Annotated in this window: 17 protein-coding genes; 4 read left to right on the top strand and 13 right to left on the bottom strand. The window is 65.5% G+C overall.

Annotation, left to right across the window (positions count from 1 at the left end; genetic code table 11):
- Positions 1 to 5: 5 nt before the first annotated feature.
- From V6F88_RS08590 to V6F88_RS08605, 4 genes are all read right to left on the bottom strand, one after another.
- A complete protein-coding gene (locus tag V6F88_RS08590; protein ID WP_332608859.1) occupies positions 6 to 1265 on the bottom strand; it encodes an efflux RND transporter periplasmic adaptor subunit in 1260 nt (419 codons plus the stop codon).
- Positions 1266 to 1429: 164 nt separating this feature from the next.
- Entirely contained in the window at positions 1430 to 1831 is a 402-nt protein-coding gene (locus V6F88_RS08595) for a winged helix-turn-helix domain-containing protein (RefSeq protein ID WP_332608860.1), read from the bottom strand.
- 155 nt (positions 1832 to 1986) lie between these two features.
- Positions 1987 to 3183: a patatin-like phospholipase family protein gene (locus V6F88_RS08600; RefSeq protein WP_332608861.1), complete on the bottom strand. Its 1197-nt coding sequence runs from the start codon at positions 3181 to 3183 to the stop codon at positions 1987 to 1989.
- Between the two features lie 14 nt (positions 3184 to 3197).
- On the bottom strand, positions 3198 to 3794 hold the full coding sequence (locus V6F88_RS08605; RefSeq protein WP_442880257.1) for a DUF4136 domain-containing protein: 597 nt from the start codon (positions 3792 to 3794) through the stop codon (positions 3198 to 3200).
- 207 nt (positions 3795 to 4001) lie between these two features.
- On the opposite strand from V6F88_RS08605, the gene V6F88_RS08610 reads away from it, so the two are divergent.
- A complete protein-coding gene (locus tag V6F88_RS08610; RefSeq protein ID WP_332608863.1) occupies positions 4002 to 4796 on the top strand; it encodes a TOBE domain-containing protein in 795 nt (264 codons plus the stop codon).
- 37 nt (positions 4797 to 4833) lie between these two features.
- Here V6F88_RS08610 and V6F88_RS08615 read toward each other — a convergent pair whose 3' ends face one another.
- The 8 genes from V6F88_RS08615 to V6F88_RS08650 form a co-directional block, all read right to left on the bottom strand.
- Positions 4834 to 5520, bottom strand: a complete 687-nt coding sequence (locus tag V6F88_RS08615) for a sulfate/molybdate ABC transporter ATP-binding protein (RefSeq protein ID WP_332608864.1) — start codon at positions 5518 to 5520, stop codon at positions 4834 to 4836.
- Positions 5517 to 6203, bottom strand: a complete 687-nt coding sequence (modB, locus tag V6F88_RS08620; protein ID WP_332608866.1) for a molybdate ABC transporter permease subunit — start codon at positions 6201 to 6203, stop codon at positions 5517 to 5519. Before modB ends, V6F88_RS08615 begins: the two co-directional genes overlap by 4 nt.
- A gap of 22 nt (positions 6204 to 6225) precedes the next feature.
- On the bottom strand, positions 6226 to 6984 hold the full coding sequence (gene modA, locus V6F88_RS08625; protein WP_332608867.1) for a molybdate ABC transporter substrate-binding protein: 759 nt from the start codon (positions 6982 to 6984) through the stop codon (positions 6226 to 6228).
- A gap of 126 nt (positions 6985 to 7110) precedes the next feature.
- A complete protein-coding gene (gene speD / locus V6F88_RS08630; RefSeq protein ID WP_332608868.1) occupies positions 7111 to 7461 on the bottom strand; it encodes an adenosylmethionine decarboxylase in 351 nt (116 codons plus the stop codon).
- A complete protein-coding gene (locus tag V6F88_RS08635) occupies positions 7458 to 7625 on the bottom strand; it encodes a hypothetical protein (protein ID WP_332608869.1) in 168 nt (55 codons plus the stop codon). Before V6F88_RS08635 ends, speD begins: the two co-directional genes overlap by 4 nt.
- Before the next feature lie 4 nt (positions 7626 to 7629).
- Entirely contained in the window at positions 7630 to 9099 is a 1470-nt protein-coding gene (locus V6F88_RS08640) for a DUF4178 domain-containing protein (protein WP_332608870.1), read from the bottom strand.
- A gap of 6 nt (positions 9100 to 9105) precedes the next feature.
- Complete coding sequence (locus V6F88_RS08645) at positions 9106 to 10155, bottom strand: SPFH domain-containing protein (RefSeq protein ID WP_332608871.1); 1050 nt, start codon at positions 10153 to 10155, stop codon at positions 9106 to 9108.
- A gap of 37 nt (positions 10156 to 10192) precedes the next feature.
- Complete coding sequence (locus V6F88_RS08650; protein WP_332608969.1) at positions 10193 to 10579, bottom strand: DUF350 domain-containing protein; 387 nt, start codon at positions 10577 to 10579, stop codon at positions 10193 to 10195.
- A 90-nt stretch (positions 10580 to 10669) separates the two neighbouring features.
- Here V6F88_RS08650 and V6F88_RS08655 point away from each other — a divergent pair, with 90 nt between their 5' ends.
- The 3 genes from V6F88_RS08655 to V6F88_RS08665 all read left to right on the top strand — a co-directional run bounded on the left by V6F88_RS08655 (position 10670) and on the right by V6F88_RS08665 (position 15184).
- The gene (locus V6F88_RS08655) at positions 10670 to 12181 is read left to right on the top strand and encodes a polyamine aminopropyltransferase (protein ID WP_332608872.1); all 1512 of its coding nucleotides are present in this window, start codon (positions 10670 to 10672) and stop codon (positions 12179 to 12181) included.
- Positions 12181 to 13821 carry an NAD(P)-binding protein gene (locus V6F88_RS08660; protein ID WP_332608873.1) on the top strand — a complete coding sequence of 547 codons (1641 nt, stop codon included), beginning with the start codon at positions 12181 to 12183 and terminating at the stop codon, positions 13819 to 13821. Before V6F88_RS08655 ends, V6F88_RS08660 begins: the two co-directional genes overlap by 1 nt.
- Before the next feature lie 115 nt (positions 13822 to 13936).
- Positions 13937 to 15184 carry an NAD(P)/FAD-dependent oxidoreductase gene (locus tag V6F88_RS08665; RefSeq protein ID WP_332608874.1) on the top strand — a complete coding sequence of 416 codons (1248 nt, stop codon included), beginning with the start codon at positions 13937 to 13939 and terminating at the stop codon, positions 15182 to 15184.
- 105 nt (positions 15185 to 15289) lie between these two features.
- On the opposite strand, the gene V6F88_RS08670 is transcribed toward V6F88_RS08665, so the two are convergent.
- A complete protein-coding gene (locus V6F88_RS08670) occupies positions 15290 to 16084 on the bottom strand; it encodes an ABC transporter ATP-binding protein (protein WP_046805432.1) in 795 nt (264 codons plus the stop codon).
- Between the last annotated feature and the right edge of the window lies 1 nt (position 16085).

Here is a 16085-nt window from a genome sequence, read left to right on the forward strand (position 1 = left end):
GCCGCTTAAGATTTCTGGCCTGCGGCCTTGTCCTGCGTTGCGGGCTCGGCGGGCTTGGACGGATCCGCCGGTGCGGCCGGCTTGGCGCCGGGTTGCGCCGGCGCCTGGCCGTCTTTGGCGGCGGCCCCGTTCTTGGTCCATTGGCTGACTTGCACCGGCGCCCCCGGACGGATTTTCTGGAAGCCTTCAACCACGACCACGTCGCCGGCCTTCAGGCCGCTGGTGATCAGCCAGTTGTTCTTGATGGCGCCGCCGGTCGTGACGGGCAACTGCTGAATCTTGTTGTCCTTGACCAGCATCAGGCTTTGCGAGCCGTCGGCGGTGCGTTGCAGCGCCTGCTGCGGCACCACCAGCGCCTTGTCGTCCACGCCCTGCTCCAGCCGCACCCGCACATACATGCCGGGCAACAGGATGCCGTCGGGGTTGGGCACTTCGGCGCGCAGGTTCACCTGGCCCGTGGACGGGTCCACGGTGATGCCGGTGAACAGCAGCTTGCCGGCGTGCTGGTATTCCGAGCCGTCTTCCAGCACGACCGTGGCGCGCGCGGTGTCTTTACCCACCTGCTGCAACTGGCCGCTGGCAAATGCCCGGCGCAGCGCAGCCAGTTCGGCGGTGGACTGAGTGAAGTCCACGTAGACCGGGTCCAGCTGCTGCACAGTGGCCATCTGCGTGGCAGACGTGGATTCCACCAGCGCGCCCTCGGTCACCAGCGGCTTGCCGATGCGGCCCGTGATGGGCGAGGTGACGTCGGTGTAACCCAGGTTGATCTTGGCGTTGTCCTGCGCGGCCTTGGCGGCGGCGACCGCGGCGTCGGCCTGGCGGAACGAGGCCACGGCGTTGTCGTATTCCTGCTTGCTGACGGCGTTGGCCTTGACCAGCGGCGCGTAGCGGTCGGCCAGCAGCTTGGCGCTGAACAGGTTCGCCTGCGCCTGCTTCAACTGCGCCGTCGCCTGATCGTAGGCCGCCTTGTACGGCGCCGGATCGATCTTGAACAGCAGCTGGTTTTCCTTGACGTCGCCACCCTGCTCGAAGGTGATTTTCTGCACGATGCCGGTCACGCGGGAGCGGATCTGGGCATCGCGCACGGCGTCCACGCGGCCGGGCAGTTCCGAGACAATGGGCGCGCGCTCCGGCTGTACGGTGATGACGCTGACTTGGGGCATGCCCGGGTTCATCTGGGGCTTCTCGCCGCACCCTGCCAATATCAGCGCGAGGATGCCACCGGAAACTGCCAGACCTGAAACACGTTTAGGCGAAAACCGCATTGAAACCCCCGCGTAGCGTAGTGAACCGAACCAACAAAGCGATCAGATAATGCCTAACGTCAGTCATGGCACGTGAATAGCCCAATAATGTAACTCAGTTATTGGGGATTACACGTATTTTCAACGGCTCAAACGATGCGCGGGAGAGACATTCCGCAACAGCCTCAGAGGGTGGAAAGCTCTCGGAGATTGCCCAGGAATACATAGCCCACGCCGTGCACGGTATGCAGCGGCAACCGGATTCCCGCGCGCAGCACTTTGCTGCGCAGTCGGCAGATTGCCACATTCAACGTGCGCAGATTGGTGCTGGCACGCGTTGCCATCAACTCTTCGCGCAGCAGCTCGCGGTTGGGATTTCGCAGCAGGCACAAAAAGCAGGCACGTTCGATTTCGGTCAGGTCGATACGCACGCCGCTGGGTGCCAACAACGTCCACCCCCGGTAAAGCAGGCTCCACCAACCGTCGAGCCGATCGCCGCTTAAGAACGTCGCCTCGTCTGCATGGGGCAGTCGGGCGGCATCCGGCGGTTGCGGACCAAGGGGGGCAAGAGCATCGAAAGCAGTCATCACATGTCTCCACCGGGGCGGCCTTGCCAACGGCGGCGCGGCCGGCTCCCGGAACTGGGTTGCTGTTTGTTCTGGGAGACTACCGGCGTTACGGCCTGATGACGCGCTCTTGATACGCGTTAGGCCTGAATATCAGACCAGTCCTATGCAAATGCTCATGAAGGATGCTTGCCGTTGCGGTGGATATCGTGCGTCACGAAGCAACTATTTTCTGTCGGGCGCGCCAGAATGCCGGGCTTGGCGAGTGTCTGACGGATATCGGACAAGCCGGATTCCCAGTGTTCGCGCATGGCCTCGGTGCCGAATTCATAGTCCTTGGAATAGCGTTCCCGGTGCTTGGATTCGTAGATTAGGTTGATGATGTTGGTGGCGGGCGTATGCGACAACTTGCGGATGTCGGCCAGTTCGGGGGCATTGCGCTCGGCCTCCGGCATGCGTTCAAGCAGGCGCTGCAAGCCGTGGCGCAGCTTGAGCACGCGCCGCAGCTGGTCGGTGACCAGGCGCGTGCGGCTTGAATACTGGATGTCTTTCTGCCGTTCGGCCACTTCTTCCAGCGACGTCGGCAGCGGCCCGCGCGCGGGCCACAGGTCTACCTGGAAGGCCAGCGTATCGCGCATGTTGTCGGTGGTCAGCACCTGGGCCAGTGGCGTGTTGGACACCACGCCGCCATCCCAATAATGTTCGCCATCGATTTCCACCGACGGAAAGCCCGGCGGCAAGGCGCCGGAGGCCATGATGTGCTCGGGCCGCAGGGTGTCTTTCAGGCTGTCGAAATAAGCAAAGTTGCCCGACTGCACGTTGACCACGCCGAAGCTGGCGCGCACCGCGCCACTGTTCAGCACGTCAAAATCCACGAACTGGCGCAGCGTGGCCGCCAGGGGCGTGGTGTCGTAGAAACTGGTAGAGGCCGCGCCCCGGCCGCTGGCCCAGTAAGGCGGCGGAAAACGCGGTTTGAAAAACCCGGGCTGGCCGGAGAACAGCGCCTGGAAGGCAGACAGCTGGCCGTTCATGGCGGGCGACCCGAAGCCGAAGGGGATGCCTTCGAACATGCCCGCCAGCGTGTCACCCCACGGCACCGAGGCAAAGCCGGCGGGCCGGCAGATGGCTTCCCAGAAACCGCGCAGGCGATCCACCCGTTCATCTTCGCGAGAGCCCGCGATGATGGCCGCGTTGATCGACCCGATGGAAATGCCCGATATCCAGTTGGGCCGGATGCCCGCTTCGTGCAAGCCCTGGTAGACCCCGGCCTGATAGGACCCCAACGCACCGCCCCCTTGCAACACCAACGCGACGGTTTCATAGGGTGGCGTATCGCCGGTGTCTTGGGATGGGGCGTTGCGACGAGCGGTCATGCGGCTACCTCGGGTCAGGGTTTGCTTTTGTCCGGCAACTGCGGCGCGGCCACGCCGGCGCGGAACGGGTACTTGGCGAAGATCTGCGCCACGGCCTTGTCCACGCTCTGCGGGGTGTTGACGCTGTCGGGGCTCTGCACCTCGCCCACGGCCACGCCTTCCCACACCAGCTGCTTGCGGCGCGAGTCCACCAGGTCGATGTTCAGCGTGCCTTCGGTGTACTGGTACACGTCGTCGCCCCAGCCGTAGCCGGGCCAGCCGCCGTAAAAGCCGGAGCGGTAGCCATAGTACGGGCCCATGGGCGGAGCCGCGGGCGTGACTTGGGTTTTTTGCTGGAGCTTGGCGCTGAAGTTGACCAGAAGGTCGGGATTGGACGGGGTGTAGGTATAACCGCGCATTTCCATCTGGCCGCGCGTGGCGGCCTTCAGGCGCTCGGTCAGCAAGCTGCTGTAGCCGGCTTTGTCGGTGCCCAGGGGGCTCATGAAACCGAAGGTCTGGTACTGCGCGAAGTTGGCTTGATGATCGTAATCGCCTTTGATCGTGGGGCCCGAGGCGCAAGCCGCGAGCAAGCCAGTCATGGAACCCGCCGCCAACCATTTCACCGCTTGAATCGCTTTCATGTCGATGTCTCCAAGAGCACTGGGCCACGCCATAGTGCCGCGAAGCCCGTAAACTTTCAACAGAATCTCATTCGCATCCCGTGGCGCCTTCTGCCCTGCCGCGGCTTATGGATCCCCAGGTCGCGCCACCTATCCTGGACCTCGTCCATTACACTCTTGGCTCGTTTTTGACCTTGTCCTTGACCCGTACCGCTACCCATGTTGGAACTTGACGGCTCGATCTGGTTTCGTTCCGGCGCCCAGACCTGGGGCGGGAAAAACCGCATAGACCTGCTGGCGCAAATTGACGCCACGGGCTCGATCACGGCCGCCGCGCGCGCCGTGGGCATGAGCTACAAGGGCGCCTGGGACGCCATCGACGCCATGAACAACCTGGCGGGCGAACCCCTGGTGCTGCGGGCGGCGGGCGGCAAAGGCGGCGGCGGCACGCAACTGACCGACCGCGCACGCCGCCTGATCATGACGTTTCGCGCACTAGAGGCCGAACACCAGAAGTTCATGGACAACCTGACGCGCGCCGGCCTGGATGCCAGCGGCGACATCGATCTGATGAGGCGCTTCATGCTGAAGACCAGCGCACGCAACAAGTTCCTGGGCACCGTGACCGATATCCGCACCGGCGCCGTGAACGATGAAGTGCAACTGCGCATCGCGGGCGGCCACCTCATCACCGCCACCATCACGCGCGACAGCACCGCCGAACTTGGCCTGGCGCCTGGCAAGGAAGCGATTGCGCTTGTGAAGGCATCGACCGTCATCGTGGGCGCACCGGGACCCGGCTTGCGGCTGTCGGCCCGCAACCAGCTGCAAGGCCACATCACGGCCATCCGCGCCGGTGCGGTCAACAGCGAAATACTGATTGGCATGGAAGGCGGCGCCACGCTGGTGGCCATCGTGACGAACGACAGCGCGCAAGAGCTCGGGCTGGAAACAGGCGCGCCGGCCGTGGCCATCTTCAAGGCTTCCAGCGTGATCCTGGGCGTGCTGGACTGAAGCGGTCCGCTTTCCCTGCCCTTTCCCTGCGTTTTCCCTACACGCCCACGTCATCCCGGCGGCGCCCCACCCTGCCCTCGCGCACTTCGAAGACCTCGTCGGCCAGCGCGTCCACATCGGCCGGGTCGTGCGTGATCAGCAGCATCGGCACATCCAACTGACGCTGCAAGGCGTTCAATTCCTGGCGCATGCGGCCGCGCAGTTGCGAATCCAGCGCTGAAAAGGGTTCGTCCAGCAGCAGGATGTCCGGTTGCAGCATCAGCGCCCGGGCCAGCGCCACGCGCTGCTTTTGCCCGCCGGAAATTTCGCCGGGATAGCTGCCCACGATGGCGCCCAGTTCGAACGCATCCACCCAGCGCCGCGCCTCGGGCAGCACTTCGCGCCGGGGCGGGTTGCGCCAGCCGCGTCGCAGCCCGAACGCGATATTTTGCGCCACCGTCAGATGCGGAAAAAGCGCGTAGTCCTGAAACAGATAGGCCACCCGCCGTGACCGGGCAGGCAGGCACACGCCCGCCTGCGCATCGAACAGCACGCGGCCATTGATCTGGATGCGCCCGGCGTCCGGACGCAGCAGACCCGCCACGGCGCGCAGCGTCAGGCTCTTGCCCGCGCCCGAGGGCCCGAACAAGGCAATGCGCTTGGACGACGACGTAAACGCGGCGTCCAGTTCAAAGTGCCGGTCGCCCGACACCATGCGTTTTTGCACGTGGATGCTGACGCTCATCGGCCGCCTCCGTCGCGGGCGCGGGCGCCCTTGGGCACCAGCTTGCCCGCCACCACCAGCACCACCACGCAGGTGATGGACGTGACCAGCACCAACAGGTTGGCGGTACGATCATCGCCCGCCTGCACCGCTTCGTAGATGGCCACCGACAGCGTCTGGGTACGGCCCGGCAGATTGCCCGCGATCATCAGCGTGGCGCCGAATTCGCCCAGGGCGCGGGCGAAAGCCAGCAGCACGCCCGCCAGGATGCTGCGCGCCGCCAGGGGAAGCGTCACGCGGAAAAACACGCCGATTTCGCCCACGCCCAACACCCGGGCCGCGTTTTCAAGCTGCGCGTCCACGTTGTCGAACGCTGCCCGCGCCGACTTGAACACCAGCGGAAACGCCACGATGGACGCGGCGATCACCGCGCCCTGCCAGGTGAAGACCAGTTCGATATTCCACTTGGCCAGCGTTTCGCCGATGATGCCGCGACGACCCAGCAAGACCAGCAGGTAATAGCCCAGCACGGTAGGCGGCAGCACCAGCGGCAGGGTCAGCAGCGCGTCCAGCACATCGCCACCGGGCCAGCGCCAGCGCGACAGGCCATAGGCCGCGGCGGTGCCGGCCAGCGTGGCCAGCAGCGTGGCCCAGCCCGCCACCTTCAGCGACAGCAGCAGCGGGACCCAGACGGGATCAGTCATCGGTGGCCGCCGTCAACCCGGTTCAGGGCTGTTGAAAGCCGTAGCGCGCCAGGATGGCCTGGCCGGCGGGCGACAGCACATAAGCCACAAAGCGCTGGGCTTCCTGGGCGGCGGCCTGGCGCGCGGTCACGGCAATGGGATAGGTGACCGGGGTTTGCGACTTCACGCGCAGCGCCACCTTGACCTTGTCGGGCATGATGGCGGCGTCGGTGGCGAACACGAAGCCGGCATCGACCTCGCCGCGCGAGACATAGTCCAGGCTTTGGCGCACGTTCTGCGCCAGCACGCTCTTGGCCTGCACGGCGGTCCACAAGCCGGCTGCTTCCAGTGCGCCCTGCGTGTAGCGCCCCACCGGCACCGAAGCCGGGTTGCCGTAGGCGATGCGCTTGATGTCCGCGCGCGTCAGGTCGTTCAGGGATGTGATGTTGGCCTTGCTGTCGGCCGGCACGATCAGCACGATCTGGTTGGCGGCGAAGTCCGCGCGCGAATCGCGCCGCACGGCCTTTTCCTCTACCGCCTTGTCCATCGCCTTCTGGTCCGCCGACGCAAACACATCGGCGGGCGCGCCTTTCACAATCTGCTGCAACAGCACATCGGACGCGCCGAAGTTCAGCACGACATGGGTGCCGGGGTGCTGCTTTTCATAGCCCTGCGCCACATCCTTGAACGCGTTGGTCAGGCTGGCCGCGGCGGACACGACCAGATCGGCGGCCTGGGCGCCTGCGCCCCACAGCGCGGAAATCGCCAGCGTCAGCGCCAGCATCGGACGTTTGCAAGACATGGTCTTCCTTGAAAGGGGGTCGAAAACAGGGCCCCACCGGAAACGAAATATATAGAGGTATATAACGCCCGTCAATTTGCCATCACGCGCGGTCTGCGCCCGATCAAACCCAGGAAAAAAGCGGGATCAGCCGCGCGCGACCGTCGTGACGTGAACCGAGGCGGGCGCCAGCGCGTCGCGCAGACTGGCCAGCGCCAGTTCGGGCTGCGCCGCGCCGCACATGAAGATGTCCAGCGCGGCGAACTCGTGCTCGGGCCAGGAATGGATGCTGATATGCGATTCGCTCAGCATGACGACGCCGGTCACGCCCGAACCTTCGCCAAAAAGATGAAAATGCGCGCTTAACACGTGCGCGCCCGCGGCTCGCGCCGCCGCGATCAGCTGCGCTTCCAGGGCCACGGCGTCGGTCAGGCGATGGGCCGGCACCCCGCGAAAGTCGGCCAGCACATGAAGGCCCGCAGGATCATGCACGGTCACTTGTGCGACCCGCCCGACGACCAGCCCGAGCTACCGGATGAACTGCTGCCCCAACTGCTGCTGCCGCCGCCCCCGCCGCCCACCATGCGCACGCCGGGGGAATTGAATCCCGTCGCCGCCAGCACCACCACCAAGGCGTACACGCCATACAGGAACTTGCCCATGGTCCTAGTCGTCCCCTTCGGAAAGCTTGTCCGCCATCTTGGCGGGTAACCACAAGAATGCCAGCCCGATCAGGATCGGGACAAAGCGGCCGCCCAGGATATTGCTCAAATTCAGGAACACCATGCCGATGGTCGCGATCCAGGCCCATTTGCCATAGCTGCCCTTCTTGCCGCCCATCGGCCGGGCTTTCTGCGCGGCCAGCTTGGGGTCGTCGAACCACTGAGCCAATTGCGCGGGCGCCACGGGCGACGATGCCGACCAGCCCAATTCCGATTCGCTCCGTTCACGCGTCAGCTTGAGCGTGCCCGCCTTGTAGTCGGTGATGTGCGTGGTGTCGCCCGCCTTGACACGCCAGTTGAACGCACCCAGCGGCATCTCGACTTGCGAGGTGTAGTCGTACAGTTTCTGGTACAGCTTCGAACGCCAGCGCACGCTGGTGGCGTTATTCGGGCTGGGCCAGGTGTCGCACACCTGCACGCGTTCCCAGCCTTCGTCCGTTTCCACCAGCCAGATAAAGCCCTTGGCCGGATTGAACAGCAGGTATTCGATCCAGTCCGACGGCTCTTCGGGATCGCGGTCGGCGCATTTCATCAGGCCGATCAGCGTGTAGCTGGCGCCGTCGATCTTGGCCACCGCGCCCAGCGACAAGGTGGTCTTGATGGACTTGACCTTGCGCGCCTTCTCGATGACTTCGGCGGTGGGCCCGGAACAGTCGACGGTTGCCGCGCAAGACGGGCACACCACAGTCGTTGCCATGGCCGCCACGAAGCTGATCGGCGCCCCGCAGTTGGGGCAGTCCAGCGCCTTGATCTGGCCGCGATAACGGCCGGCCGTCTCTTCCACCTGTTCGTTGCTGCGCAACGTGGCCGCCTGCATGGCGGACAGGTCAAAGGCCTTGCCGATGTACAGCTGGGGCTCGGGGCCGTCGGAAAAATCCAGCGTAAGGAACGCGTCCAGGCTGCGGAAATCGGCCACCTTGGCGTCCCAGCCATCGCCGGGCACGAAGGGCAATTCGCCCTGCGCGCCGCCGGCGCGCGCGCGGCGCACGTCCGCGGCAATGAACCGCTGCCCATCCAGCTTGAGCTCATCGCCCGGCGAGATGTCGGCAAACGCGGGCATGCCCTGCACCGACTTGACGCCGCGCCGCCGGGTCAGCGCGTACTGGCCCGACGCGTCCGACAGCCAGCCGTCGGCGCCATCGTCGAACCACACGTACCACTCGTTCCAGAAGCCGTCGTCGTAGCGCAGCTGGATACGGCCGATCACGTCGAAACGCTTGCCGTCCACGCTGCCCGCCGCGCCCAGGCACAGTGGCGAATAGTCTTCCAGCACGTCGGCCATTTCGCCGATGCGCTTGACCGAGTCGGCATCTTTGAGCAAGGTGCTGCGGCATGCGCCGCAGACTGCCATGACGGAAGCGGTGGACGTGAACTTGACCGGGGCGCCGCACTGCGGACACAGAACCTGCTGCATGGGACCTTAGCTGGTAAGTTTCTTCAGCACTTCGGCCTTGGCCGTGTCGTAATCGGCGGCGGTGATCAGCCCTTTATCCAGCAGGTCTTTCAGCTGTTGCAAGCGCGCGACCGGGTCGGCGCCGGCGGCTGCGGGCGCAGGCTGAGCCGGCTGTGCGGGTTGCGCGGGTTGCGCGGGTTGCGCGGGCTGTCCGGGCTGCCCCACGCCCAGCCCCGCCGCCATTGTCTGCCCCAGCGCGGCACCGGCCGCCAGGCCCGCGCCGATGCCGGCGATGCCGCCTTCGTTCTGCGCGGCCAGCGGAATGGACGTGGCCGTCTGGTACTGGGTGAACTTGCCCAGGTCGCCCGCCATGCCCATGGAAATACGCGTGTCCAGCGCCTTTTGCAGCTCTTCGGGCAGCGACACGTTTTCAACCGTGAAGTTGTCCAGCTTGACGCCATAGCGATCGAACACCGGCGCCAGCGCCTCGCTGATGCTTTGCGACATCAAGCCCTGGTTGCCGGCAATATCCAGGAACGGCACCTTGGAGCCGCCCAGCGCCGTCGTCATGGCAGCCACCACCATATTGCGCAGCTGCAATTCCAGGTCGTCCACCGTGTATTCGTCGCGCGTGCCGCTGATTTCGCGATAGAACTTGGCCGGGTCCGAGATCTGGTACGAATACACGCCAAACGCGCGCAGCCGCACCATGCCGAACTCGCTGTCACGCAGCGTCACCGGCTGGGCCGTGCCCCAGCGCCGGCCCAATTGCAGGCGCGTGCTGAAAAAGATCACGTCCGACTTGAAGGGCGACTCGAACAGCTTGTCCCAGTTCTTCAGGTACGTCAGGATCGGCAGCGTCTGCGTCGTCAGCTTGTACATGCCGGGGCCGAACACATCGGCCACCTTGCCTTCATTGACGAACACGGCCATCTGCGATTCACGCACCGTCAGGCTGGCGCCGTACTGAATTTCGAAATCCTGCATCGGATGGCGCCAGGCGAGCACGCCGTCGCGATCTTCGTTCCATTGCAGGATGTCGATGAACTGCTTGCGAATAAAGGAACCGAGACTCATAGGTCCTCCCGTGTCAGGTGGGATTGCGCGCCGGCCTTCAGGTCAGGCAGGCTGCGTTCACGATACCGGCGGCCAGCGAGATCGAACCGATCAGGCCGCCCATGGCGATATTGTTTTGTTCGATGGCCTCGTTCATGCCGGCAATGGCCTTGTTGACCACGACGTAAACGACGATCTGCACCAGCATGGCGGCCACGCCCCACACCAGGAACATCACGAAGCTGGCATGCACGGCAATGCTGGAACACAAGGTGAAGCTGAAGCCCACCAACGCACCGCCATAGGACAGCACGGCGGCGATATTGCCTTCCCGGATCAGGTCGAATTCCTTGTAGCGGGTCACGGCGGTATAGACCGCCGTGAAAACGCCCAGCATGACCAGCGCCGAGACGATATAGATCAGATAGGTCACCGCCGGATGCATCGCTTCTCCCATTGCCCCCCTCCTAATTGCGCGCAGTATATACGCGGCGTTCGATATACTGCGAACGCATTTTTCGCCCCGGACACCCCAATGCGCGACCGCGTTCTCATCCTATCGGTATTGATCGTTGCTTCCTGCGGCTTGGGCTATGAGCTCATCAGCAGCGCGCTGGCCAGCTATTTACTGGGCGATTCGATCCTTCAGTTCTCCTCCGTTATCGGCTGCTATTTGTTCGCCATGGGCATCGGTTCGTGGTTGTCAAAATATGTAAGAGACGAAGACGTTTTGAATCGCTTTATCGACGTCGAACTGCTGGTGGCGTTGCTGGGCGGCGTATCGGCCGCCGTGCTGTTCCTGGTGTTTGCGTGGCTGTCCGCGCCTTTTCGCGCGGCGCTGTACGTGGGCGTCTTCGTCATCGGCTTGATGGTGGGGATGGAGATCCCGCTGGTGATGCGCGTGTTCAACCAGCGCAAGGCCGAATTCCGCGAAATCGTCAGCCGCGTGTTGACGTTCGATTATCTGGGCGCGCTGGCGGTGTCGCTGATCTTTCCGCTGCTGCTGGCGCCCAAGCTAGGCCTGCTGCGCACCAGTTTCCTGTTCGGCATCCTGAACGCCAGCGTGGCCTTGTGGACCACGTGGCTGTTTCGCGCCGAAGTGCGCCGCCCCGGCGAAAAAGCCATCCGCGCCTGCGTCGTGATCGGCTTTCTGGCGCTGGGCTTCATCTATTCCACCGCGATGACGGCCTGGGCCGAAAAGGGCTTGTACGGCGATGACGTGGTGCACGCCGAAACCACGCCGTACCAGCGCCTGGTGGTCACGCGCTGGCATGACGACCTGCGCCTGTACATCAACAACAACCTGCAATTCTCGTCGCGTGATGAACATCGGTATCACGAATCGCTGGTGCATCCGGGGCTGCAAACGCTGCCCTGGGCGCGCAACGTCCTGGTGCTGGGCGGCGGCGATGGCTTGGCGGTGCGCGAAATCCTTAAGTACAAGCATATCCAACACATCACGCTGGTGGACCTGGACCCGGCGATGACCGGGTTGTTTTCGCGGTCCGATCCCCTGGTCGCGTTGAACCAGGGCGCGCTGAACGATCCGCGCGTCACCGTCATCAATGACGATGCCGGCCGCTGGCTGGAAACGCACGCCGAGGTCTACGACTTCATCGTGGTGGACTTTCCCGACCCGTCCAACTTCGGCCTGGGCCGCCTGTATTCCGTGCCCGTCTATCACCTGATGGCGCGCCACCTGGCGGAAAACGGCTACATGGTGATCCAGTCCACCTCGCCCTACTTCGCGCCGCGTTCGTTCTGGAGCGTGAACGCCACGCTGAAGGAAGCCGGCTTGAACACCTGGCCGTACCACACCTACGTGCCGTCGTTTGGCGATTGGGGTTTCATCCTGGCCAGCAAGCGGCGCGACTACACGCCGCCCGACAAGATCACCGTGCCCACGCGCTACCTGGACCCGGCCACCACGCGAGAACTGTTCCACTTCCCGGCCGACATGCCCGCGCTGGAGATGCCGCCCAACCGCTTGAACGAGCAATCGCTGGTGCGCTATTTCGACGAGGACTGGCGCAAGGTCATCCGCTGATGCGCCGTCGCAGCTTTCTTCTGGGCGCGGCCACGGCGGCGGTGGCGGGCACCGCCGGCTACTACCGCCAGCGCATCGTCGAGACCCCGGCAAACGTGGCCTACCCCGGCATGCAGGCGGGCCACGCCTTGCGCGACGGCGCCATTCTGCCCGCCGCCACCGCGCACCATCGGCACCAGGCCGTCATTCTGGGCGCGGGCGTGGCCGGCCTGTCGTGTGCGTGGAAGCTGGCGCGCGAAGGGTTCACCGACTTTGTCGTGGTGCAGGGGCCGGAATTCGGCGGCAACGCCGCTGCCGGGCGGCAGGACGAACTGCACTATCCGCTGGGCGCGCATTACCTGCCGCTGCCCTCGATGGCATCCACCCATGTGCGCCAGATGCTGGCCGACTTCGGCATCATCGAACACGGCGCGGGCGATGTCCGGCCGGTGTATGACGAATCCACCCTGGTGCATTCGCCGCAAGAACGCCTGCTGCGCAACGGGCACTGGGAAGACGGGCTGCTGCCCATGACGGGCCTGCCCGACGCCGACGTGGCGCAGCACCATCGCTTCCTGGCGCTGGTCGAACGCCTGCACACGCAGCTGGGCAATGACGGGCGGCGCGTGTTCAGCATCCCGCTGGTGCTGTCCTCGCAAGACCCGGCGTGGCGCGCGCTGGATCAGATCACTTTCAAGCAATGGCTGGAGCGCGAAGGCTACACGTCGCCCGCCTTGCACTGGTACCTGAACTACTGCTGCCGCGACGACTACGGCGCGGGCTACGACGTGGTGTCGGCCTGGGCCGGCCTGCACTACTTTGCCAGCCGCGACGGCCACGCCGCCAACGCCGGTGAAGGCGCGGTGCTGACGTGGCCGGGCGGGCTGGGCGTGCTGGCCGACCGCATGCGCCAGGCCATCGACAGCAAGCTGGGGCACGCGCGCTGGCTCATGGCGGGTACGGCGGTGCGCATCGTTGACACGCCCGCCGGCCCGCTCACCACCTGCTTGGCCACGGACCCCACGCCGGGCGCCTACACGTTGCAAAGTCGGCGCACCGTCTGCGCCATGCCTTTGTTTGTGGCGCAACGGCTGTTGCCCGACATCCGCGCCTATGGCTATGACCCCGCCGTGCATGCGTCATCGCATGCGCCCTGGCTGGTGTCCAATTTTCTGCTGGAAGGCTATCCGCGGGAAGCGCCGGGCGAGCCGCTGTCCTGGGACAACGTCGTCTATCAAGGCCGCGCGCTGGGTTATGTGGTGTCCACGCACCAGCTGCTGCGCGTGGCGCGTTCGCCGCGATCCGTCTTCACGGCCTATCACGCCTTAAGCGCGCAGACACCGAACGCGGCGCGGCGGTGGCTCAGCACGGCCAGCCCCGAAGCCCTACGCGAAGAAGCCGCCGCCGACCTGATCGCCGCCTACGGCCGGGAATTCTGGCGGCATGCGCGCCGGCTGGACATCACCGTGCGCGGCCATGCCATGGCCTCGCCGCTATGCGGCAGCCTGTCCAACGCCGGGCTGGCCGCGCTGCGCGAGGTGGACGGCCCCGTGCTGTTCGCGCACGCCGACTTGTCCGGGTATTCCGTCTTCGAGGAAGCGTCCTGGTGGGGCGTGGTGGCGGCCGGGCGGATACTGGGGCAAGCGCCGCCAAGCGCTTGATTCGAGCCCTTGCCACAGGGCGATGCGCGCCTGACAGGCGACCCGCGATTTTGCTACACGCGCCCGCGGCCGCTGCCCTACAATCGCCCGTCATTCGGGCTACGAAGAAGAACACATGGGTAAGCACGTCATCGTCCTGGGCGCCGGCATCGTCGGCGTGTGCTGCGCGCTGGAGCTGGTGCGACGCGGCTTGCGCGTGACGCTGGTCGATCGGCTGGCGCCCGGCATGGAAACATCGATGGGCAACGCGGGCGTGCTGGCGCGCAGTTCGCTGATGCCGTTCAACCACCCCGGCCTGTGGGGCCAGCTGCCCCGGCTGATGAAGAACAACACCGTGCAGTTCCGGTATCGCGCGTCCTATCTGGCGCGGAACCTGGGCTGGGCCTCACGCTTCTTGCTGAACGCGCGGCCGTCCGTGTTCAAGGAAACCACGCGCGCGCTGGACGAACTCATCCGGCTGTCCGCCCCCGAACACCTGAGGCTGCTGGATGGCGCCGGCGCCCGCCATCGTTTGCGCGACACCGGCTGGGTGTTCCTGTACCGCAGCCCGGCCGCCTGGAACGCCGGCGCGTTGGCGCGCACGACGTTCGCGCAATACCAGGTGCCCACGCAAACACTGGACCCGGTTGAACTGGCCGCGTTGGAACCCGCGCTGTCACCCATCTTTCACCGTGCGCTGTGGATCCAGGGTTCGTATTCCGTTGACGATCCGCAGGCCGTGGTCAGCGCATACGCCGACCTGTTCCGGCAAGCGGGCGGCACGGTCAAGGCAATGACGGCCACGGGCATCCGGCGCGACGCCCAGGGCTGGACGGTGCTAGGGGCCCAAGGCTCGGAAGCCCTGGCCGCCGATCAGTTGGTGGTGGCGTTGGGGCCGTGGTCCAAGGCGCTGCTCAAGACCACCGGCATCGACCTGCCCATGGCGTTTGAACGCGGTTATCACATGCACTATCGCGGCCAGGACGGCGCCCGCGTGACGCGACCGGTGTACGACACCGGCGGCGGCTATGTGCTGTCGCCCATGGCGCGCGGGCTGCGCTTGACCACGGGCGTGGAACTGGACGCCTGCGACGCCGCGCCGTGCACGACGCAACTGGATCTGGCCGAAGCGCGAGCGCGCGAGGCGTTCCCGCTGGGTGTACGCGTGGACCCCGCCGCCTGGTTGGGCCGGCGCCCCACCCTGCCCGACAGCCGCCCGATGATCGGGCAGGCGCCCAGGCACCCGGGGCTATGGCTGGCGCTGGGGCATCAGCACATAGGCTTCAGCACGGCGCCGGGCACGGCGAAGATATTGGGCGAACTGATGTTCGACAATGCCGACCCGTCGCGCCACCAAGCGTTCCGGCCGGGGCGCTTCATCTAGGGCGCTTCGGCCAGAGCGCTTCGGCCAGAGCCGCTTCGTTCAGGGCTTTTCACCACCAGGCGCGGGCGTTGATGGACCGCGCCTGGGGCTGGGAAGCGCCGGCTGTCACCCCAGCAACAACGCGTCGTCCGACAGCTTTTCGCCCCGCACGCGCTCGAACATCGCCAGCAGATCCGGCACGTCCATGCCGCGGCGTTCATCGCCCGACACGTCCAGCACCACCTGCCCTTGATGCAGCATCACCGTGCGGTCGCCCACGTCCAGCGCCTGCCGCATGCTGTGCGTGACCATCATCGTGGTCAGCTGGCTTTCGGCAACGATGCGCGCCGTCAGTTGCAGCACGAAGTCGGCGGTGCGCGGGTCCAGCGCGGCGGTGTGCTCGTCCAGCAGCAGGATGCGCGACGGCTGCAAGGCCGCCATCAGCAGGCTGACTGCCTGGCGCTGGCCGCCGGACAGCAGGCCGATGCGGTCGGTCAACCGGTTTTCCAGGCCCAGGCCCAAGGTGGCCAGACGTTCACGAAAGCCGTCCTTCATCGACGCCTTGACCGCGCGGCTATAGCCGCGGCGCACGCCGCGCATCTGCGCCAGCGCCATGTTTTCTTCGATGGTCAGGTCTTCGCAGGTGCCCGCCATGGGGTCCTGGAACACGCGGGCCACGCGGCCGGCGCGCGCCCACACGGGCTGACGCGTCACGTCCACGCCGTTGATGTCGATGCGGCCCGAATCAATCGGCAGGTCGCCCGACACCGCATTCAGGAACGTGGACTTGCCGGCGCCGTTGGACCCGATGACGGTCACGAATTGGCCAGACGGAATTTCCAGCGACAGCCCACGCAGCGCGCGCGTTTCGATGGGCGTTCCCGCGTTGAAGGTAATTTTCAGATCTTTTGCGGACAACATA

Origin of the sequence: Achromobacter sp. ESBL13 (assembly GCF_036668755.1) — a bacterium.
Taxonomy (GTDB): domain Bacteria; phylum Pseudomonadota; class Gammaproteobacteria; order Burkholderiales; family Burkholderiaceae_B; genus Achromobacter.